A 20,299-nucleotide genomic window follows, 5' to 3' on the forward strand; every position below is an offset into this window, starting at 1 on the left:
AGCGGAAGCTGGAATCCAGCTTTTGGGCGCCAAGAGCAACAGCAACGGCTGGATTCCAGCTTCCGCTGGAATGACAAACCATTTGCACGGCCCATCTACAAAGCCGTCATACCGGCGAAGGCCGGTATCCAGCTTCTATGCTCGGTTTTCGCCGACACCGAAAAGCTGGATACCGGCCTTCGCCGATATGACGAGCAAAGAGACGCCAGAGCTCGCAGCGTTTGGCGCAATACAACTGCTCGCTGCGGTCGTCTCAGCCTTGCACCGCGCACAAGGCGGTCAAGGACTGCGCAAGTTCGATAAAACCGAATCCTTGTCCGCCTTGCGCGCGGCGCTCTCAAAGGCCGCCCACAGCGACCAATCGCCGGAAGGGCGAAAGCGCGAACGGCGCGGTTAGCGTCCACGCCGTTCGCCAACCACAAACCACTGTTTGGAGTGGCTCATGGATAAGCGCAAGCATACGTCATCCCATTCTTCCACAAAGCAAATCCGCGTCGGTACGGCCTACTACCCGGCCGTCGACGCCGCGCATCTTCCCCGCGAGGTCCCCCACCTCCGCCTCTGCGGCATCTGGCTCATCAACGCCGGCTTCCTGCCCGGCGACATCGTCACCATCCGCGCCACCTCAGGCCGTCTCGTCATCGTTCGCGAGTAGCCGCCATCACCAACGAAGGCCCCGTATCCGGGGCCTTCGCTGTCGTGCCTCCGACCTTCTCCGCGACATAGCCGCTATCCTTCGCCGATGCCGAACCTCACGCACCGCCTCGCGCTCGAATCCGACCTCGCCGCCCTGCGCAACCTCATGCATGCCGCGATCGACGCGTTGCAGTCGTCGTTTCTCACGCCTGCACAAGTGGCGGCGAGCCACGCGATCATGGGCCTCGACACCACGCTCGTCGCCGACGGCACGTACTACGTCATCGAATGCGACGGCGCGCTCGCCGGTTGCGGCGGCTGGAGCCGTCGCGCGACGCTGTACGGCGGCAACCACACCGCCGGACGCGACGACGCGCTGCTCGACCCCGCTCGCGACGCCGCGCGCATCCGCGCGATGTATACGCATCCCGCGTTCGCGCGCCTGGGCGTCGGCAAGCGCGTGATCGGTCTGTGCGAATCGGCCGCGCGCGCCGAAGGTTTTCGCCGCACCGAACTCGTCGCGACGCTCGCCGGCGAACCCTTGTACCGCGCTTGCGGCTATACGCAGATCGAACGCTTCGACAGCGCCGTCATCGACGGCGTCACAGTGCCGCTCGTGCGCATGGGCAAGACGCTCTGACGGCCGTCGACGGCGCCTTCGAACGATCGCGCCGCGCGGCTGCGGCGGGGCGCGCGTTCGTCACCGGCAATGCAGTTGGCACGCGAGCATCGCGCTGCCTTCAATGCGCACGCAGGCCAGGATGTAGCCAAGCTGGCATCCGCCCTGGCTGCCGCCGATGTAGTCGACCGTGCCAAGCCGCTGCGCGCGCATCCAGTTCGCATAGGCGTTCGCACCGTCGCGACCGTTCTGGCGCCAGCTCAATCGCACGGGCTGATGTTCATTGGGCAAAGTGACGCCGTGCCGGTCGCGCGTATCCTTGTAGGTGACCTGTACATAACGCCCCTCCTTCTTGACGACGACCGTCACGCAGTTTCCGTCGTCGTCGCACAGCCTCAGCTCGACGGTCGGTTTGATGCGCTCCCAGCTGATGCCGACGCTCGCCGACGTGAGTCCGACCGATACCGACAGGCCGCTCGAGCGCCCCTGGATGCCGTGCACGACGTCGGCGAGCTCGCGGCTGATGCGCTCGGTCGATGTCGCGTCGTCCAACTGGTCCGCCAGCCGGTCCATGAAGTCGTTGTAGCGCGAGCCCTGCGGCGACCCCGAGAACCACGCGATCTCGCGCGGGTCGTGCGCGCGCGGCCCGATGTCGCCGGGCGTCAGCCCGATGTTGCGGATCGGCACCTCGATCGACCGCTGGCCCGCGAGCACGCCGGGCAGGCGCGCCTCGATGCCGACGATGGTATCGAACACCTGCCGGACCTCGCGATCGACCGCGTATTCCCACAGTTCGCGCGTGACGCCGACGCGCGCCGTGTCGTCGCCCGCGGCGGGCGCGTCGATCACGTCGTCGGTCGCGTCGATGCGTCTGGCGCCGACGGCGGCACGCAGTTTCTCTGCGGCGGGATCGGAAACGCGTGCGCCGTCGACGGCGTACACGAGGATCTCGAACTTGCGGATGCGGTTGCCGGCCACGTTGTATACGAACAGATAACCGCGACTTCGCTGGGACAGCGCTTTCTGCTCTTCCTGCAACGGGCTGCAACCGTCGCAGGCGAAAGCGCCGATTTCGGCCGCTTGCGCGGCACCGCAAGACAGCAACGACAATGCGACGAACTTCAAGGCGATGCGTAGGGACATGGCAGCCTTCTCCATAGTGGCCACGACGATGAATGGTTGTCCCCGGTCGCCTGAAAAACTCGCAACGCCGCGTCCGCTCGGATCAGCGAATGCGCACTTTGTTGTTGTGATCTATTGCAAAATGTGCGACTCCTTCAATACGCCGTCGTATCCGCAACTGAGCATCCGCCCGCCGCCGATCCGCGCCGCGTCCGTCGCGAAGTTCGCATGCGCGGTTTCGTATATGCAGCGCGCGTCGCGCCACACCCGTACGCGATAGTCCTCGCCGCAACTCGTGAGACTTCCGTCGTCGAAATAGCGCAACCGCCGGACCGCCGCGTCGTGCGCGGCGAACGCGGCGACCGGCTCGATCGCCGCGCCGGCGATCGAGCACGCGCGCACGCGTCCGCGATCGTCGCCGGCCGCAAGTTCGATCGAACCGTCGGCGCGGTGTTTCGCCGCTATCGCGCGCAGCGGCCGGTCGCCCGCGACCGTCATGCGGCATCGCGCCTCGCGCAGATCCCACAGCTTCACGGAGCCGTCCTCGCTGGCGCTCGCGAGCGTGTTGTCGTCGACGATCGCGAGCGCCCACACCCACCCGGCATGGCCGCGCAATCGTGCGAGTTCGTCGCCGTCGTCGCTCCACAGCGCGATCGTGCCGTCGGCGCCGCCCGTCGCGAGGCGTCCGCGCGACGCGCGCACGACGCACAGCGCGGCCGCGTCGTGTGCGATCACGGCGCTTTCGCAGCGCTGCGAGTCGAGATTCCACCAGCGCAGGCTGCGGTCGCGCGATACCGACACCAGCCGCCCCGACGCCGTCTGCGCGAGTCCGAGCACCGACTGCGCGTGTCCGTCGAGTCGGGTGTGGCGCATACCGCCCGGCGACCAGACGCGTATCGCGCCGTCGCGCCCGCCGCTTGCGACGCGGCCGTCGGCCAGGTGCTGCAATGTCCACACGTAGCCGTCGTGGCCGGCATACGCTCGCGGCGTTTCGACGCGCGGTCCGACGCGCCGGTATACGAGATCGCTGCGCAGGATGTGCTTGCGCCCGCGCGTCAGCGGCTCGCCCGCGTGCCACAGCGCGTGATCGAACACGATCACGCTGCCGCGCCGGGGCCGCACGCGCGCGATCACGGCGGGCTCCGCGCGCGGGCCGTCGGCGTAGAACACCGTGTCGCCGCCGTCGAAGCTCTCGGGGCCGTCGAGATAGATCATGAACGTCAGGCGCGACCGCTCGTCGGCGCCGCGATGATGCACGCCGTCCTGGTGGATGCGGAACTGCTGGCCTTCGCGATACCGGCATAGCCTCAGGCGCTCGTTCAACGCGGCGAGGCGCCACGTCGAGCCGTCGGCATCCGTGATCGTCTCCGGTATCCGGCCGCGCAGCCGCAGCAGCAGGTGCTTCGCAAGCGCGGGATCGTCGACCACCTGCCGTTCGTTGTCGCGGTACGACGGCGGGTAGTTGGCGGCGGCGCTCGCGAAGCCGCGTTCCACCGCCTGCGCGATCAGGTCGGCGCATTCGTGCGGCGCGAGAAAGTCGTGGATCACGAAGCACGTGCCGAACGTCGGCGGCAGCGGATGCTCGACGGCGTCGAAGGAGCGTATCGCGACGGACATGGGTGTTCCCATATTTGGTTGGTCAACCAACCAAGGTCAGGCTAGCGCAGCGCGCGCTGGCGATCAAGCGTTCTTGGTTGTATAACCAAAACCATGCCACGCCCGACCACCGAAACGCGTCGCGAGCAGATCGTCGACGCGCTGCTCAAGCAGATCGCGCATGCCGGCTATGCCGGCGCGACGATCCAGTCGATCGCCGCGACCGCCGGCATCAATCCCGGCCTGATCCATTACCACTTCAAGGACAAGCGCGGAATCCTCGTCGCGGCGGTCGCCACGCTCACGGCCTACGCGCAGGCGCGCTACGAACGCCGCGCCGAAGCGGCGAAAACGCCGGGAGCGCGCCTGCGCGCCTACATCGACGCGCGCCTGGCCTACGGCGACGACGCGCGGACCGACGCCGTCGCCGCGTGGGTGATGATCGGCGCCGAAGCGGTGCGCGATGCCGACGTGCGCGCGGTATACGGGCAGGCCGTCGACGCCGAACTGCGCCAGGTGCGCGCGCTGCTGCGTGCGCGGCTCGCCCACGCCGGCAAGCGTACGCGCGGCGCGGCGCGGCTCGCGGCGGCCCTGCTCGCGTACGTCGAGGGTGTGTTCTCGCTCGCGAGCGCGGCGCGCGATCTCGTGCCGAAAGGCTTCGCGGCCGATATGGCGCAGGAACTGATCGAGCGCTACGTCGCGGCGGAGCCGGACGCCCGCTGACGGATTTCGCCACGAAACCGGCCGACGCCGCGCCGTACGCGCGACCGCGGCGATGCGAGGCTGTGCGCAACTCCTCGCAGCGACGCCGCCCATGAACGTCATCCAGTTGCTTGCCGCCGAAGCCGCCGGCACCGCGCGCGCCGACTGGCGCGTGCGCATCGTCCGCGCGGCCTTGCGCGCCGCGTGTTCGCTCGCGCCCGAACGCACGTCGCGCCTCGTCGAGCGCCTGTGGTTCACGCCGCCGAGGGCGCGGATATCGCCCGAGATCGCGGCGTTTCTCGATACGGCGGAACCGTTGTCGCTGACGCACGGCGATACGCGCGTCGCCGCCTACGCCTGGGGCGACGGCCCGCTCGCGCTCGTCATGCACGGATGGGGCAGCAACGCGGGCCGCCTGCGCTCCGTCATCGAAGCGCTGACGGGCGCGGGCCTACGCGTCATCGCGTTCGACGCGCCGGGTCACGGCCGCTCCGGCGATAGCGAATGGGGACCGCGCCAGGCGAATTTCCGCGAGATGGCGGCGATCCTCGTCGCGCTCGGCCGCGAGCACGGGCCGGCGCGCGCGATCGTCGCGCATTCGGGCGGCTGCACGGCGAGCGCGCTCGCGCTGCGGCGCGGCCTCGTCGCCGAACGCGCGGTGTGGTTCGCGCCGATGGCCAACCCCACGGTCTACGCGGCGCGTTTCCAGCGCGCGCTGGCGCTCTCCGACGAAGTGATGCTGCGCTTCCAGGCGCGCTCGACGCGCCGGCTCGGCTTTCCGTGGAGCGATCTCGACATGGTTGCGCTGCCGCGCCACGCGCGCACGCCGCCGGCGCTCGTCGTGCACGATCGCGACGACATTGAGACGTTCTCTAGCGACGGCACGGCGGTCGCCGCGAGCTGGCCGCACAGCCGGCTGATCAAGACGCAGGGGCTCGGCCACCGCGGCGTGCTGCGCGATGCGAAGTCGCTCGACGCGATGTCCGATTTCGTGGCGCAGCCGGTGCTGCGGGCGGTGGGGTGAGCTACTAATTATCTTTTGCAACAACGCGGATTTTGGCGTCGCCCCACAACCCAGCCTTCTCGCCCAACGCGGTTGAGGGAGAAGGAGCCGAGAAACCAAGGGTTGCGCCGCTCGAGCCCTCTCCCCCGAGCTAGCTCGGAGGAGAGGGTTGGGTGGGGGGCGACGCGGACGATCGCGACGGCGACCGTTTTTCGCGCGTCGATCGCCCGTCAGTTCACGTCGTCGACGAGCCGCGTAAACGGCGTCGCGCCCTGCACCTCGACGCGCGAAACGGCCCAGAACGTCGGGTCCGCGGAGAACGACGGCGGCACCGTCGCCTGCAGGCGCAGCCGCACCGTCATGCCGGCGAGGCTCGTGCCGAGACCGAGCGTCGAGGTCGTCCAGCCGTTCGAACTGCCCGTGAATCCGCCGATGCCGTACCACTCGCTGCCGCCGAGGTTGACGAACATCTGCCCGCGGCCGTTGTACGTCGCGAGCGGATCGCCGGTCGTGCGGAAGTCGTGCGCGTGGCGCAGCGTCACGACGAACGGGGTGGACGCATCGACGACGAACGGCGCGCTGTCGAGCGTCGCGTCGACGCCCATGTGCGCGCCGTCCGCGACGCGATACGCGTCCACGCCGTCGTGGCGCGCGCGCTGCCACGTCAGGAGGCAGGTCAGCGAGCAGAGCGTCGGATTCGTGCGGGGTCCGAAGCCCGGCGTCCAGTCGACGGCGAAAGTCGCGTCCGATGCCGCCGCGTCGACGGCGACGTCGCGTACGCGATCGGCGTTGACGAGGAACGATGCGTTCTTCAGCGCGCCGACCCACGGCCGCGCCGTATCGAGCGCGACGATCGCGAACGGCAGGTTCGCGCGGCCCGTGCGGCTCGTGACGCTCGCCGAGAACGCCACGGTGCGACGCGCGCCGGGCGGTATCGCAACCGGATCGGCGAGGCCGTTGCCGGACAGCGAGTAACCGCCCAGATACGGTGCGGCGGCGAACTGTGCGGTCGCGTTCGAGAAGCCGGTGTTCTGCAGCGTCACGTCGAGGCGGCCGGTTTCGCCGCGATCGAGGATGCCGTCGCCGTCGCCGGCCGTTTCGACGAGCGCGACGCCGACGATGTCGAGCGCGTGCTCGGCGTCGGTGCGGCTTTCGACGACGCCGGCGAGGTCGACGGAACGCGCGTCCGGCGCGATGGCGCCGGCGCCGAAGCCGCGCGCGGCGAAACCGGCGCGGCAACGGCGATAGTCGCCCTCGTCGTCCGCGCGCAGCGCGAACAGCACGGCGTCGCGCGCCTGCGTGTACGTCGGATCGGACGGAAACAGCGCGAGGCCCGCGAGCACGTTCGACATCACGCGATCGCGCGTCGCGGCGAACGCGTGCGCCGGCTGCGCGGCGATGACGTTGCGCGCGCACTGCCACAGCGCGCTCGCCCACACTTCGCCGGCGGTGTGGATGTACGCGTTCGTCAGCGAGCGCAGCTTCCAGTCGAACTTCGGCAGGTTCGCGGGCGTCGGATGCTCGTCGCTGATGTGACGCAGGCTCAGCGGATTGACCGTCATGTCGGCCGAATACGGAAAGCGCCGCACGCCGTGGTAGTAGCTGTTGTCGGGATTGCCCGGCGCGCCCGCGGGCGGCAGCGTGTCGCGCGGGTGGTCGTACTCGAGGTTGCTGTACGCGCCGGCGCCGGGATACGCGCCCGAGAACGCCGGCTTGCCCGGATAGACGTTGCGGTCGTCGGCGCGCGCGATTGCCATCAGCGCCGCGAAATCGGCCGTGCCCTCGCCGAGCGCGTAGAGCTGCACGCTGGCGTCGTACGGCAGCGGCACGAGGCGACCCATCACCGCGTGCAGCCATTCGTGGCCGAGCACGCCGTAGTCGAACGCGCTCGAGTCGCGCTGCGTCAGCGAGACGTTGTTGATGCCGAGGTTGATGACCGGGCTGATGCCTTCGGGCGTCACCATCGTGTACGCGCCGTAGTTGCCGGCGTTGGCGATCAGCGGATCGCCGCCGACGCCGCCGCGGCCGTAGTTGTCGCGCTGCATGTTGCCGGCGGTCTCGGTGAAGCCGAGGTCGTAGTACCAGTCGTGCAGCACGTTCGTCGCGTAGAACATCTGCACGACCTTCGCGTTGAGCTGCGCCGACGTCGCCGGGATCGGCAGGCCGAGATACGTCTCCGGGTCGCACTGCACGAAGTCGTTCGCCGTGTCGTTGGTGTCGAACGCGTAGTCGAACGTGCGTGCGCCGGTCGTGCGCGCGCGCAGGTCGCCTTCGGCCGGCCGGTAGTCGAGCACGAAGTCGTCGTAGCAGTAGCCATCGGCGTCGAGCGAGACCGCATTGAAGAACGCGTCGGTGTTGTTGCCGGCGGTTTCGGTCGCGTCGTCGGCGAGCCACGGATCGCCGGTCGCGATGCCGCCGTGCACGCGCGACACGAGGTTCATCGGGGCGGGCACCGCCGGGCGCCAGCCGTCGGCGACGCCGGTCGGATGCGGCGCGGTGTAGCCGTAGTTGTCGGCGTACGGCGTGCCGCCGGCGCTCGCGAAGACGCGGTACGAGAACGGCTGGTGTTCGCGAATCAAGTCGACGTCGCCGAGCACGCGGCCGTCGTCGGCCGCGACGAGCACCTGTCGCGCGATCGGGCGTTCGTCGCCGGGCCGGCGGCCGACGAGCGTCACGCGCCATGCGGCGTCGAGGCCTTGCGCGGCCGGAAAGCGCACGCGCTCGACGCGCGACGGCGCCGACGGCACGAAGCCGACCGACGCGTCGAGCGCGAACTGGCGCGTCGCGTCGCCGCCTGCCGACAGCTCGCGCGCGCCGCTCGCGGCCGCGAGCCCGTCGATCGCGCCGGCGGCGAATTTCAGCGCCGCGCCGGCGTCGAGATTGCCGGCGCGCTTGACGACCGGGCCGGCCGGCACGTTGCCGGTGATCGCGCGCACGGCGAGGCCGCGGTCGAGCAGCACGTTCGTGCGCGCGCCGACGACTTCCTCGCCGTCGACGCGCGGTACGAACGTCACCGCGTGCGTGCCGGCTTTCGTCGTCAGCACGCGCACGTCGGCCGAATCGCCGCCGTGGCCGCCGTGCGCGGCGACGGCGGCGCGCGCCGCGGCGACGATCGCCGCGTGCGTCGGTGCGGTCTTGGCGACGGTTCGCGCTTCGGCCGCGCCGAGCCAGCCCGGTTGCGCGGCGAGTTCGGCGCGGCCGGCCGCGGTCGCGGCGCCGGTATTTGCCAGCAGTGTCCACAGTGCTACGGTGCTAATGCGCTGCAAAGGTCTTTTTGCGTACATGGCGTTCCCCTGCGTTGAGGAGGCTCCAACTTTACACGATGCTTTTCGTACACTGTTATTCGTAGGTTAAGCGGCGGCTGGCCGGCGGCTCCGGATGCGAAACGGTCGTAGCGGGCGCTCGGCCCTGGGGCCGTAGCGCGACGCGGGCGCGTGCGAGACAATGAAAGATCGCCCCGGAGGTTCCGCGCGCCATGAAAGATCTCACCCAAGGCTCGATCCGCCGCCATCTGGTCGAAATGGCGGTGCCGATCGCCGTCAGCATGCTCGTGCAGACGCTGTACTTCATGGTCGACCTGTATTTCGTCGCCAAGCTCGGCGACGCGGCGATCGCCGGCGTCAGTTCGGCCGGCACGATCATGTTCGTGATCATGGGCCTGACGCAGATGCTCGGCGTCGGCACGGTCGCGCTGATCGCCCACGCGGTCGGACGCAAGGACCAGCCCGACGCGAACCTCATCTTCAACCAGTCGCTCGTGCTGTCGGCGATCTGCGCGGCGCTGACGCTCGCGGCCGGCTACGGTCTCGCCGGCGCGTACATGCGCTCGGTCGGCGCCGATGCCGCGACGACGCAGGCCGGCATCACGTACCTGTACTGGTATACGCCGGGCCTCGCGCTGCAGTTCGCGCTGGTCGCCATGGGTTCGGCGCTGCGCGGCACCGGCATCGTCGCGCCGACGATGGTGGTGCAGCTGATCACGGTGGTGCTCAACATCGTGCTCGCGCCGATCCTGATCGCCGGCTGGGGCACCGGACGGCCGCTCGGCGTCGCCGGTGCGGGCCTCGCGAGTTCGGTCTCGATCGCCGTGGGTGTCATCGTGCTGTCGCTGTACTTCGTGCGGCTGGAAAAATACGTCGGCTTCCATGCCGACCTGTGGCGACCGCGGCTGGAAACGTGGCGGCGCATGCTCGCGATCGGCCTGCCGGCCGGCGGCGAGTTCGCACTGATGTTCGTGTTCATGGCCGTGACGTACGCGGTCATCAGCACCTTCGGCGCCGCGGCGCAGGCGGGATTCGGCATCGGCTCGCGCGTGATGCAGGCCGTGTTCCTGCCGGCGATGGCGGTCGCGTTCGCGGTGCCGGCCGTCGCCGGCCAGAACGTCGGCGCGCGCCACCCCGAGCGCGTGCGCGAAACGTTTCGCACGGCGCTCCTGTTCGGCACCGTCGTCATGCTGTTTCCGATGCTGCTGTGCCAGTGGAAGCCGGCGTGGCTGATCTCGCTGTTCAGCGACGAGGCCGCGGTGATCGAGGTCGGTGCCGGCTTCCTGGCCGTCATTTCGTGGAACTTTATCCTTTCCGGCATCGTGTTCACGAGCTCGGGCATGTTCCAGGCGCTCGGCAACACCGTGCCGGGACTGATCGCGACCGGTACGCGCCTCGTCACGTACGCGGTGCCGGCGATCTGGCTGTCTAAGCAGCCGGGTTTCCAGCTGCACCACCTGTGGTACGTGTCGGTCGCGACGGTCTGCCTGCAGACGCTGCTGATATTGTGGCTCGTGCGGCGCGAGATGGACCGCAAACTCGGCGCACTCGCGCCGGTCGCGTAGTTCGCCAACCGCAATTTGCGATTGCCAAACGACGCTTGCCATACGCAAGCGTCGTCTCTTAGCGTCAAGTTTCTTCCATTGGGAACTTGTACGCGCATGGTCACGAAGACGACGTTCCTCGCGTTGCTGCTGGCGGCGGCATCGGCCGCGCCGGCGTTCGCTCAATCGGGCGACATCCACGCGCTGCGCTGTCACGGCTGCAGCGATCCGCAGTTCGAACAGGCGGCGATCGGGGCGGGCCTCGGCAAGCGCTGGCTGTACGACTTCGCGGGCGGCGAACTGCGCGCGTATCTGGTGGGGCGCGAACCGAACGGTACGGGCGGTTTCTTCTACGAAGCCGTGCCGCTGCCGGTCGAGGCGGTGTATCAGACGCTGTTCGATCGGGCGTGGGCGGTGTATCGCGGCAACGGGTCGTTGTCGAAGTCGGTCGTTCTGACGCTGGCGGGTGCGCCCGCGACCGGCGGCCATTCCGATGACAGCGTGTTCACGCTTTTCAACTCCGATGTCGGTATGGGTCGCTTCAATACGTGGCTGGCGCAATACATGGCACAGCAGGGTATTCCCGTGTCGCCGGATGCGTCCGAGATTCAGACGCTGATCGTCTCGAACCCGACAATCAAATTTGCCGGCGACTACAAACGCGTCGGTGTTCGCGTCATATTCAAGGACGGTCAAGCGCAATTCGAACTGGAGGACGACGAAGCCGCGTACAGGTTCAAACCGGGAAGTGCGTGGGATTCCGATGGCCGAAAGATTCCCGAGTCGCCGTCCCAGATCGGGCAGGGCGAATACCGGTTTCCGCACGGCGAGCAGTCGCAGGACTATCAGAACTATCTGTCGTTGATCCGATACTGGGGCGTACCGATCGGCAACGGCGGCTGGATTTGTACTGAAGTTACCGGCGGCGGCAGCGTCGAACGCGGTTGTCGTTTGGGCCGCTGAGCCATGCGACTCGACACGATCTTGCCCGGGTTTCTTCTCCCGTTTCTGTTGTCGGCGATCCTGGTGCCGGTCTCGTCTGCGACGCGCGCTGCAGACTGCGGCTCGGCCTGCCGCTCGCAGCATTTCCAGCAGCGTGCGATCACGCAAGGCCCCGGCACGCACAGCTATTACGACGAGACATCGGCATCGGTCCGCACTTTCGTCGTCACGCGCAGCGCGCGCGACGGTGGCGGCGCGCGCTACGACATCGCCGAAATCGCTGCAACACCGGTGCCCGTCGACGACGACCTGTTCAGATCGAGCGGCGGCGCGTTCATGGTGGCGCAGCTCGCGTTGCCGGCGCGCACCGATGCCGGCACGCATAGTGACATGAGCGCGTTCGACTTGTTCGTGCCGATACGGACGGCATCGAATACGTTCGGCATCTGGCTCGGCAAATATCTCAAGGAGGCCGGCCTGCCGGTCGCCGTGCCGTCGCCACCCGAACTCGCCGCGCTGCAATCGGTGCAGCGCGGCGTGCGCTACGGCAGCACACTCGACCGCCGCATGCTGCGCGTCGTGTTCAAGGACGGCGAGGCGCTGTTCGCGCTCAGCATCGATGACGTCGACTATCGGTACGTTGACAATAGTGCCCGCGACATCGATGGCCACCGCATCCCTGCGTCGCTCGAGCAGATGCGCGACGAGGGGCCGTATACGTTTTCTGGCCGTGCGTCGTCGTCGTGGCGCGGATTCGAGCGACTCCTTGCCGAATACTACGTCCCGCAGCGCGATGAGCCGCCGCAGTGGCGCTGCGACGACGCAGGCGATGGCGGATTGCGTTGCGCGGTGACTCCCGGCAAACGCCTGCGCTCGCCCGCACCGGCCGAATGACCGCTCAGCTTCAACCGCCCGCGGGCGCCAGTACAGCCGCGTACAACGCCCCAGGCCGGCTTCGATCGTCCGCGTCGCTCACGAGCAGCAAGCGGATGACATCGCCGTCCAGGCGCGCATCGACGCCTTCGATCTTGCGCATCGGCCGCACGAATTCGAGCGTCTGCACGCATCCGTCCGCGCCGAGAACACCGATCGCCGCGTCGACGCATGCGCCGTCGTTGTACGTGTCGTCGGTACCTTCCGCCACCGCGCTGAAGACCAGCCTTCCGTCGGGCAGCGCCGCCGCATCGGTGAAGCCGAGCGGCACGCCGTCGACGCGGCCGAGATCGATCGTCCGCGTTTCGAACGGCAGCGCGGGCAGGCGCAGTTCGTTCGTCGTGTCCAATGCGTGCAGCACCTCGCTCAGCGCGAAGCGGATCGTCGCGTTCTCGGGATGTCCGCCGCTCGCGCGCTGCAGCAGCACGAGATGCGCACCACACACGGCCGCGCCTTCGAGGTTCAGCGCCGGAAAACGGCGCTGCAAAGGGGCGTACAGCGCGGACAGATCGACGGCGCGAGGTGCGCCGATCAGGGCGCCGGCGTCGTCCAGGCCCAGCAGCACGCCGGTCTGCCGGTTGGGTTTCGACCCGGACGCGAACGCGAACAACGCGCCCGCCGGATAGCCGGCGAAAGGCGGCAGGCGAACCAGCGCTTCGAGGTCGGGCTTGCGCGCCTTGCGAGCGGCCGCATCGTCCGGCAGATCGCCCGGAAAGAGCCGCACCTTCATACCGTCGCGCTGTCCGGCCGGATCGAACACGCCGAGATATCGTTCGTCGTCGGCGATCACGTACAGGAACCGGCCGGCGACTACGATGCCGCTGGCGGCGCCGAGGTGGTCTGCGGCGGCGGTTTGCGACGCGGGGAACGTCAGTTCGCGCAGGTGTTCGAGATCGATCATGCGGCGAGTCTATGCGAGCGACGCGGCGCAAACGGCAATCAGGGCTTGTTACACCGCTCGCCGCCGCCGTCGAGCATTTCCAGCCGCTGCACGAAATGACGCTGCCGTGGCGACTGCGGCCCTTCGATCTTCACCGCAAGCGCCTTGCCTTGTTCGAAATGCCGGCGCGCCTCGTCGAACGTGCCGGCGTTGCACGCGATGTCGCCGAGACTCAGCAGCGCGTGCAGCGTGTAGACGCTGTCCGGCGCCTCGCGCGGCAGGCGTTCGAGCAGGCGCTTCGCGGCTTGCGCGTCGCCGGCCTGAAACTGCGCCCAGCCGAGATTGATCAGCGCGTTGCGCACGTCGTCGTCTTTCTTCGCGAGCGTGGCGAGCGTCAGCGCCTGCGACAGATACGGCAGCGCGTCCTTCGCGCGCGCGGCGCCCTGGTTCTGGATCGCCATGCCGTGGCCGAGCGTGAGCGGATAGAGATAAAGGCTGCGCCGGCCCGAGATGTCGCGATGTTCGACGAGCCGCGTCGCCTTCTCGCACGCGGCTTCGCTGCGCGCGTAGTCGGCGTCCTCGGGAAACGACAGATTGCAGTAGTTCATCAGCGTCAGCACGAGCGCCGGCGTGTCGGGGCCGACGCGCGCGTCGATCCACGCCGCGAGCGATGCGGCAACGTGTTCGGTGTCGCGGCCGTTGACGTCGAGCGTGTGCAGCACGAACACGCGCTGCTGCAGGCACGACAGGTGTTCGGGCATCGCCTCGTCGACATGCTCGCGCAGCGACCAGCACAGGTCGGACGCCGCGCGCGCGTCGGCGAATCGCCGGCGGTCCGACAGCGCGACCGACAGCTGCGACGCGGCGGCGAACCGCACGTCGGCCGGTGCGTCGTCGCGCGCAAGCTTGCGCAGCGTCTCGATCGCGGCATCGTCGTTGGCGACGCGCGCGCGCTGTATCGCGAGCCTTGCGCCGGCGAGCGCGTGCTCCGGCGCGATCAGTGTCGCCGCCTTGTCGGTTGCCGCGGCGCTCTGCGCGCCCATGCCGTTCATCGTGTACAGATATGCCGCCTCCAGCAGCGCGTTCGCGCGTGCCGCGCCGTCGCTGCGCGACGCTGCGTAGGCGGCGAGCTTCGCGCCGGCGTCGTACGCGCCGAGCGCGCGGAAATACAGCGACCGGCGCAGCGCGAGATCGACCGCCCTGGGCGTGTCGTCGCCCGTTTCGGCGACGATCGCGCGCACTTCCTCGCGCTCGCGCTGGCCCGGCACCGTGAACGGATCGGATCGCGCCGGCGCGGCGCTTTCCGCCGCGTGCGCAACGGCGCTTGCGAGCGCGAGCAGCGCGACGGCGAGGCGGCGCATCACGCGTCGCCGTCCCCGCGCAGCTCGGCGCGAACGTCCATCAGGATCTGCCCGAGCCGGTTGCGTCCGCGCCCGTCGCCGCCGTCGCCCCAGTAGGCGTCGTTGCTCGTGTGCTCGACGAGCGTCGCGTCGCCGGTGGCGACCAGTAGCGCGCGCAGTTGCGCGTGCTGCGTGAACTTCGCGCGTACGGCCTTGCGCATCACGTCGTCCTTCGCCGATTCCCAGTCGCGGCGCAGCTTGCGCTTGCGGTCGCGGCCGATGTTCGCCGCCTCCATCGGACCGTGCGCGAAACGCACGGCGTCGCGGTCGGCCGGGTTCTCGAATTTCATCGCCTGGAAATAGTGCTCGCTCGTCTTCCAGTACGCACCGTCGAGGTGAATGCGGTACGGCGCGAAGTTCGAGAACTCGCCGTATTCGTCGCTGACGCGATAGAAATGGATGATCTGGGTCATGGGACGCTCCGTGTCGGTTGAACGCGCGATCGTGCAAGAAGCGAACGGCTCTCGCAACCTGTCAAGGGGCCTTGGTCACGCATTCGCCCGGGATAATTTTTGCTAGCGTGCAAAGTGGACGCAACCGTTGGGCGTGCCGGCACATCCGATCACCGATCGGATCACAGCTCGTCAACCCGGAGTACCCATGAAACCTCGTTCACTCCTCCTCGCGCTCGCGGCGGGCCTCGCCGCGGCGCCGTCGTCGTTCGCGGCGACCAAGCTCCTGCGCTTTCCCGACGTCTGCGGCGATCGCGTCGTCTTCACCTATGCCGGCGACCTGTGGACCGTCTCCGCCCAGGGCGGTACCGCGGTCCGCCTGACCGCCGGCCCCGGCCTCGAACAGTCGGCGCGCTTCTCGCCCGACTGCCGCGAAGTGGCCTTCACCGGCGAATACGGCGGCGACGATCAGGTGTATGTGATCGCGGCCGGCGGCGGCGAGCCGCGCCAGCTCACGTACTACCCGGGCCGCGGTCCGCTGCCGCAGCGCTGGGGCTTCGACAACCAGGTGTACGGCTGGACGCCCGACGGCACGTCGGTGCTGTTCCGTTCGTGGCGCGATTCGATCAACGACTCGCAGCCGAAGCTGTTCACCGCGCCGGCCAAGGGCGGCGCCTCGGTCGCGCTGCCGATGCCCAACGCCGGCATCGGCCGCTACTCGCCGGACGGCAAGCAGATCGTCTACTCGCCGAAGTTCCGCGACTTCCGCACGTGGAACCGCTACACCGGCGGCTGGGCGCAAGATCTGTACATCTACGATTTCGCGTCGAAGTCCGCGCGCAACATCACCAACGATCCGAACACCGATCGCGATCCGGTGTGGATCGGCAATACCGTGTATTTCATCGCCGACCGCGGCTCGCACCTGAACCTGTACGGCTACGACACCGCCAGCGGCCAGACGAAGCAGCTGACCGACTACAAGGGTGCCGACGCGCGCTGGGCGAGCGGCGACAACAAAGGCAGCATCGCGTTCGAAGTCGACGGCGTGCTGCACGTCTACGACACCGCGAGCGGCCAGGACCGCGCGCTCGACATCACCGTGCCGTCCGACCTCGTGCGCACGCGCGCGATGGAGCGCAGCGTCAAGGACTACGTCGAGGACTTCGAGCTCTCGACGAACGGCAAGCGCGCGCTGATCGCCGCGCGCGGCGAAGTGTTCAGCGTGCCGCTCAAAGACGGCGTCACGACGAATCTCACACACACGCCGGGCGTGCACGAGCGCGAAGTGAACTGGTCGGCCGACGGCAAGCGCGTGACGTACGTGTCGGACGCCGGCGGCGAAGAAGCCGTATGGGTGCGCGACGCCGACGGCACGAACGCGCGCGCGCTGACGAAAGAAGTCTACGGCCGCCTGTACGCCCCGCGCTGGTCGCCGGACGGCGCGCACATCGCGTTCGTCGACAGCGAAAGCCGCCTGCGCATCGTCGCGACGGCCTCCGGCGCGGTCACGCTCGTCGCCGACGACAAGGGCGAATCGCGCCGCGACTACGCGTGGTCGCCGGCCGGGCACTATCTCGCCTATGGGCTGACCGACCCCGAGAGCGTGCAGCCGCGCCTGAGCATCTACGACGTGGCCGCCAAACGCAGCGTGCAGCTCGGCCACACGCTGTTCAACGCGTACGCGGCGACGTTCTCGCCGGACGGCAAGTATCTGTACTTCGTCGGCGACCGCGAATGGGGCGTGCAGCTGTCGCAGATCGAATGGAACTTCGCCGCGAACCGCAACGGCAGCATCATGGCGCTGGCGCTGCGCAAGGACGTGCCGAACCCGTTCTCGCCGCGCAACGACAGCGCACAGGCCGACGAACAGAAAGCCGTCGATGAAGCGGCGGCGGCCGGAGACAAAGATAAAAAGGACAAAAAAGACAAAGGAGAAAAGAAGGTCGACGACCGCATCGACTTCGACGGCCTCGACGACCGCCTCGTGCGCGCGCCGATCGACGCCGACAACGTCTACGGCATCTCGATCAGCGAGAAGGCGATCTACTACGTCGTCGGCGACGCGCCGTACTACGGCCGCGACGGCCAGTTCAAGACGCGCCTGAAAGCCTGGTCGTTCAAGGACCGCAAGGAGTCGCAGATCTACGAAGGCGTCGACGGCCTGGAGATTTCCGGCGACGGCACCACCGCGCTCGTGCGCAACGGCAAGGACTTCAAGTCGCTCGATCTCACGGCCGACAAGCCCGAAGCCAAGGACGTCAGCATCGACGGCCTGTTCGCACTGGTCGATCCGAAGGCCGAGTACGCCGCGATCTTCGGCGACGTGTGGCGCCGCTACCGCGACCAGTTCTACGTCACGAACATGCACGGCTACGACTGGAAGGCGATCCGCGCCAAGTACGAGCCGCTGCTCGCGCACGTCGGCGACCGCAGCGATCTCAATTACCTGCTGGGCCAGATGGTCGCCGAACTGTCGGCCGGCCACGCGTACGTCAGCGGCGGCGACATCGGCCTGCCGTCCAAGCCGTACGTGGGCCTCATCGGCGCGCGCTTCGCGCTCGACGAGGCCAGCGGCCGCTATCGCATCGCGAAGATCTTCAAGGGTCAGAACGACGAGCCGCGCTATCGCTCGCCGCTGACCGAACTCGGCGTCGACGTCAAGGAAGGCGACTACGTGCTCGCGATCGGCGGCCAGCCGCTCGAGCGCGACGACGACCCGTATCGCCTGTTGCGCACGACGCAGGGCCAGCTGATCCAGCTCACGGTCAACGGCAAGCCGAGCACGCAGGGCGCGCGCGAAGTGCTGGTGAAACCGATCGACAACGAAGAATCGCTGATCTACTACGGCTGGGTCGAGCACAACCGCGAATACGTCGCCAAGGCCAGCAACGGTACGCTGGGATATCTGCACATTCCCGACATGGGCGGCGACGGCATCCGCGAATTCGTCAAGTGGTTCTACCCGCAGCTGCGCAAGCAGGGCCTCGTGATCGACGCGCGCGACAACGGCGGCGGCAACGTCTCGCAGATGGTCATCGAGCGCCTGTCGCGCAAGCCGCTCGCGCTCGACTACGGCCGCGGCAGCGAGATCGTCGGCACGTATCCGAACCAGACGTTCATCGGCCACCTCGTCGCGCTGTGCAACGGCACGACGGCGTCGGACGGCGACATCTTCTCGTACATGTTCAAGCAGGCGAAGCTCGGACCGCTGATCGGTGTGCGCACGTGGGGCGGCGTCGTCGGCATCAGCAATTTCGGCCCGGCGATCGACGGCGGCGAAATCTTCGTGCCGCAGTTCGCGACGGCGGACACGAAGGGCAACTACGTCGTCGAAGGCACCGGCGTCGAACCCGACATCGTCGTCGAGCAGGACGTGGCCGCGCAGCTGGCCGGACGCGATCCGCAGCTCGACCGCGGCATCGCGGAACTGAAAGCGGCGATCGCCGCGAAGCCGGTTTCGCTGCCGCCGGTGCAGTCGCCGCCGGTCAAGGCGCCGCCGGAAATGCGCATGAAGTGATCGCGCGCTGCGGCCGGCGTCAACGCGCCGGCCGCAGCCACGCCATCGGGATGTCGGCCTCGTAGCCGCCGCCGACGCTCGCGACGCGGCCGGTCATGCGGCCTTCGACGACGAAGCCGAGGCTTTCGTAGAACGCGATCGCGCGCGCGTTGCTTTCCTGAGCGCCGAGTTCGACACGCAGAATGTCGGGGCGTTCGTGCTCGACGATGTCCATGAGCCGGCGGAACAGCGCGCGTCCGACGCCCGCGCCCTGGTGCGCCGGATGCACCGCGATCGTCAGTTCGCCGAGCACGTGCGCGAACTTCTTCGGCCCCATCGGATACGTGTGGATTTCGCCGGCGAGCGAGCCGTCGGCCAGACGCGCCACGAGGCTGTAGCCGTGCGCGAGCGCCTCGCTCAAGAAACCGCCGACGTAGTCCGGCGTAATTTCGTCGACGCCGCGCGCGAGGCCGCCTTCGATCGCGGCGACGGCGCGGTACAGCGAGAGCAGGGCGGCCGCGTCGTCGGCGCGTGCGGGTTCGATGGCGTAGTCGGGCATGGCGGGTCTCCGTTCGGTCGCATCGATGTAGTGCCGTCGCGGGCCGTTACAATCGCGCGATGGCGCACCCGAAACCATATCTCGTCGAGACCGACGCGGCGATCTCGCTGCACTTCACCGACGGCGAAACGCAGAGCCGCATGTGGAAGCGCGAGCCCGATGCGCTCGTGTTCGACTACACGCGCCTGATGATGGGTTTCGCGCTGTTCGCGCCGGCCGTGCGCGACATCGCGATGATCGGCCTCGGCGGCGGCTCGCTGGCGAAATTCTGCCATCGCTACCTGCCGCGCGCGCGCATTGACGTCGTCGAGATCAACCCGCACGTGATCGCGCTGCGCGACACGTTTCGCGTGCCGCCGGACGACCGCCGCTTCGCGATCCACGCCGACGACGGCGTGCGCTTCGTACGCGCGGCGCAGCGGCGCTACGACGCGCTGCTCGTGGACGGGTACGACGCGAACGGCATGCCCGCGAAGCTGCGCGCGCCTTCGTTCGTGGCCGATTGCCGCGCGGCGTTGAGGCCGGACGGCCTCTTCGTGGTCAATCTCAACAGCGACGATGCGAACGCCATGCGCCTCATCGCGACGGTGCGCGCGGCGTTCGGCGATCGCGTGCTCGTCGTCGACGATGCCGTCGGCGGCAATCGCATCGTGTTCGCGGGGGCGCCGCTGGCGCGGCGGATCGGTGTTATCGAGCGGCCGGAGTCGCTCGATCGCGAGGCTTGGGCTCAGCTGGTGTTGCCGTTTGCTCGGATTCGGGCGGTGCAGCACCAGTGGCTCGTTGCTGGTTCTTAGCTCGTCACCCCAGCGGACGCTGGGGCACAGCTTTTTTCTTTGTAGCTAACGCTCGGCTTTAAACAAAGCGTTTCGCTCGCTGCCGCGAGCGAGCAGAGAGGGATTGCTTGTCCAATCCCTCTCTGCACTCTCCAAGGACACCCCGACGGCCGCGGTTTGCGGGCATCCATGCCCGCAAACTTCGCGAGCTTGCTCCGGGGTTCGTTGAAGGGCCATCCATGGCCCGTCAACGAACTGCGCGCATCCCTGCGCGCACCCGCTACGCGGGCCGATCCTCCGCAATCTCGCCGCGACCGACGGGGCCCCAGGTAGAGCGGGCGGCTTCCTGCCGCCAGAAGCAACAGCGTCGCCGCATATTAGCCTGTCATGCCGGCGAAGGCTGGTATCCCGCTTTTTACGCAAAGTAAACACGTGG

At 68.4% G+C, this 20,299-nt stretch carries 17 protein-coding genes; 10 read left to right on the forward strand and 7 right to left on the reverse strand.

Annotation, left to right across the window (positions count from 1 at the left end; translation table 11 throughout):
* From OD750_RS08135 to OD750_RS08145, 3 genes are all read left to right on the forward strand, one after another.
* Window positions 1–397 (forward strand): hypothetical protein (locus tag OD750_RS08135; protein WP_272841880.1); only part of this gene is annotated, 397 nt, incomplete at its 5' end.
* Between the two features lie 45 nt (window positions 398–442).
* The gene (locus tag OD750_RS08140; RefSeq protein WP_263541088.1) at window positions 443–655 is read left to right on the forward strand and encodes a type I toxin-antitoxin system SymE family toxin; all 213 of its coding nucleotides are present in this window, start codon (window positions 443–445) and stop codon (window positions 653–655) included.
* Between the two features lie 87 nt (window positions 656–742).
* Window positions 743–1,276: a GNAT family N-acetyltransferase gene (locus tag OD750_RS08145; RefSeq protein WP_263541089.1), complete on the forward strand. Its 534-nt coding sequence runs from the start codon at window positions 743–745 to the stop codon at window positions 1,274–1,276.
* A 60-nt stretch (window positions 1,277–1,336) separates the two neighbouring features.
* Here OD750_RS08145 and OD750_RS08150 read toward each other — a convergent pair whose 3' ends face one another.
* Complete coding sequence (locus OD750_RS08150) at window positions 1,337–2,398, reverse strand: hypothetical protein (RefSeq protein ID WP_263541090.1); 1,062 nt, start codon at window positions 2,396–2,398, stop codon at window positions 1,337–1,339.
* 111 nt (window positions 2,399–2,509) lie between these two features.
* On the reverse strand, window positions 2,510–3,994 hold the full coding sequence (locus OD750_RS08155; protein WP_263541091.1) for a 2OG-Fe(II) oxygenase: 1,485 nt from the start codon (window positions 3,992–3,994) through the stop codon (window positions 2,510–2,512).
* A 93-nt stretch (window positions 3,995–4,087) separates the two neighbouring features.
* Here OD750_RS08155 and OD750_RS08160 point away from each other — a divergent pair, with 93 nt between their 5' ends.
* The gene (locus tag OD750_RS08160) at window positions 4,088–4,696 is read left to right on the forward strand and encodes a TetR/AcrR family transcriptional regulator (RefSeq protein ID WP_263541092.1); all 609 of its coding nucleotides are present in this window, start codon (window positions 4,088–4,090) and stop codon (window positions 4,694–4,696) included.
* A gap of 91 nt (window positions 4,697–4,787) precedes the next feature.
* Entirely contained in the window at window positions 4,788–5,699 is a 912-nt protein-coding gene (locus tag OD750_RS08165) for an alpha/beta fold hydrolase (RefSeq protein ID WP_263541093.1), read from the forward strand.
* A 209-nt stretch (window positions 5,700–5,908) separates the two neighbouring features.
* On the opposite strand, the gene OD750_RS08170 is transcribed toward OD750_RS08165, so the two are convergent.
* Window positions 5,909–8,962, reverse strand: coding sequence for a M36 family metallopeptidase (locus OD750_RS08170; RefSeq protein WP_263541094.1), 3,054 nt, complete (start codon window positions 8,960–8,962; stop codon window positions 5,909–5,911).
* Between the two features lie 191 nt (window positions 8,963–9,153).
* Between OD750_RS08170 and OD750_RS08175 the strand changes: the two genes are divergently transcribed.
* The 3 genes from OD750_RS08175 (at window position 9,154) to OD750_RS08185 (ending at window position 12,321) form a co-directional block, all read left to right on the forward strand.
* On the forward strand, window positions 9,154–10,506 hold the full coding sequence (locus tag OD750_RS08175) for an MATE family efflux transporter (protein WP_263541095.1): 1,353 nt from the start codon (window positions 9,154–9,156) through the stop codon (window positions 10,504–10,506).
* A 96-nt stretch (window positions 10,507–10,602) separates the two neighbouring features.
* A complete protein-coding gene (locus tag OD750_RS08180) occupies window positions 10,603–11,448 on the forward strand; it encodes a hypothetical protein (RefSeq protein WP_263541096.1) in 846 nt (281 codons plus the stop codon).
* Between the two features lie 63 nt (window positions 11,449–11,511).
* Window positions 11,512–12,321, forward strand: a complete 810-nt coding sequence (locus tag OD750_RS08185; RefSeq protein WP_263541097.1) for a hypothetical protein — start codon at window positions 11,512–11,514, stop codon at window positions 12,319–12,321.
* A gap of 10 nt (window positions 12,322–12,331) precedes the next feature.
* Here the strand turns inward: OD750_RS08185 and OD750_RS08190 are convergent, their stop codons facing one another.
* From OD750_RS08190 to ybiA, 3 genes are read right to left on the reverse strand one after another with little or no spacing between them, the layout of a single operon-like run.
* A complete protein-coding gene (locus OD750_RS08190; protein WP_263541098.1) occupies window positions 12,332–13,261 on the reverse strand; it encodes a DUF6929 family protein in 930 nt (309 codons plus the stop codon).
* Between the two features lie 38 nt (window positions 13,262–13,299).
* Window positions 13,300–14,601 carry a tetratricopeptide repeat protein gene (locus OD750_RS08195; RefSeq protein ID WP_263541099.1) on the reverse strand — a complete coding sequence of 434 codons (1,302 nt, stop codon included), beginning with the start codon at window positions 14,599–14,601 and terminating at the stop codon, window positions 13,300–13,302.
* The gene (gene ybiA, locus OD750_RS08200; protein WP_263541100.1) at window positions 14,601–15,053 is read right to left on the reverse strand and encodes a riboflavin biosynthesis intermediates N-glycosidase; all 453 of its coding nucleotides are present in this window, start codon (window positions 15,051–15,053) and stop codon (window positions 14,601–14,603) included. The genes OD750_RS08195 and ybiA overlap by 1 nt, the downstream gene beginning before the upstream one ends.
* A gap of 187 nt (window positions 15,054–15,240) precedes the next feature.
* Between ybiA and OD750_RS08205 the strand changes: the two genes are divergently transcribed.
* Window positions 15,241–18,552, forward strand: a complete 3,312-nt coding sequence (locus tag OD750_RS08205; protein WP_263541101.1) for a S41 family peptidase — start codon at window positions 15,241–15,243, stop codon at window positions 18,550–18,552.
* Window positions 18,553–18,571: 19 nt separating this feature from the next.
* On the opposite strand, the gene OD750_RS08210 is transcribed toward OD750_RS08205, so the two are convergent.
* Entirely contained in the window at window positions 18,572–19,090 is a 519-nt protein-coding gene (locus tag OD750_RS08210) for a GNAT family N-acetyltransferase (protein WP_263541102.1), read from the reverse strand.
* 59 nt (window positions 19,091–19,149) lie between these two features.
* Here OD750_RS08210 and OD750_RS08215 point away from each other — a divergent pair, with 59 nt between their 5' ends.
* Window positions 19,150–19,884, forward strand: a complete 735-nt coding sequence (locus OD750_RS08215) for a fused MFS/spermidine synthase (protein WP_263541103.1) — start codon at window positions 19,150–19,152, stop codon at window positions 19,882–19,884.
* Window positions 19,885–20,299 lie beyond the last annotated feature (415 nt).

It is taken from the genome of Tahibacter soli, from assembly GCF_025717065.2.
Taxonomy (GTDB): domain Bacteria; phylum Pseudomonadota; class Gammaproteobacteria; order Xanthomonadales; family Rhodanobacteraceae; genus Tahibacter; species Tahibacter soli.

Excerpts from the sequence above, each read along its gene's own strand:
- OD750_RS08140 (WP_263541088.1), top strand. The coding sequence starts at position 443 with ATGGATAAGCGCAAGCATACGTCATCCCATTCTTCCACAAAGCAAATC.
- OD750_RS08145 (WP_263541089.1), top strand. The coding sequence starts at position 743 with ATGCCGAACCTCACGCACCGCCTCGCGCTCGAATCCGACCTCGCCGCC.
- OD750_RS08150 (WP_263541090.1), bottom strand. The coding sequence starts at position 2,398 with ATGTCCCTACGCATCGCCTTGAAGTTCGTCGCATTGTCGTTGCTGTCT.
- OD750_RS08155 (WP_263541091.1), bottom strand. The coding sequence starts at position 3,994 with ATGTCCGTCGCGATACGCTCCTTCGACGCCGTCGAGCATCCGCTGCCG.
- OD750_RS08160 (WP_263541092.1), top strand. The coding sequence starts at position 4,088 with ATGCCACGCCCGACCACCGAAACGCGTCGCGAGCAGATCGTCGACGCG.
- OD750_RS08165 (WP_263541093.1), top strand. The coding sequence starts at position 4,788 with ATGAACGTCATCCAGTTGCTTGCCGCCGAAGCCGCCGGCACCGCGCGC.
- OD750_RS08170 (WP_263541094.1), bottom strand. The coding sequence starts at position 8,962 with ATGTACGCAAAAAGACCTTTGCAGCGCATTAGCACCGTAGCACTGTGG.
- OD750_RS08175 (WP_263541095.1), top strand. The coding sequence starts at position 9,154 with ATGAAAGATCTCACCCAAGGCTCGATCCGCCGCCATCTGGTCGAAATG.
- OD750_RS08180 (WP_263541096.1), top strand. The coding sequence starts at position 10,603 with ATGGTCACGAAGACGACGTTCCTCGCGTTGCTGCTGGCGGCGGCATCG.
- OD750_RS08190 (WP_263541098.1), bottom strand. The coding sequence starts at position 13,261 with ATGATCGATCTCGAACACCTGCGCGAACTGACGTTCCCCGCGTCGCAA.
- OD750_RS08195 (WP_263541099.1), bottom strand. The coding sequence starts at position 14,601 with ATGCGCCGCCTCGCCGTCGCGCTGCTCGCGCTCGCAAGCGCCGTTGCG.
- ybiA (WP_263541100.1), bottom strand. The coding sequence starts at position 15,053 with ATGACCCAGATCATCCATTTCTATCGCGTCAGCGACGAATACGGCGAG.
- OD750_RS08205 (WP_263541101.1), top strand. The coding sequence starts at position 15,241 with ATGAAACCTCGTTCACTCCTCCTCGCGCTCGCGGCGGGCCTCGCCGCG.
- OD750_RS08210 (WP_263541102.1), bottom strand. The coding sequence starts at position 19,090 with ATGCCCGACTACGCCATCGAACCCGCACGCGCCGACGACGCGGCCGCC.
- OD750_RS08215 (WP_263541103.1), top strand. The coding sequence starts at position 19,150 with ATGGCGCACCCGAAACCATATCTCGTCGAGACCGACGCGGCGATCTCG.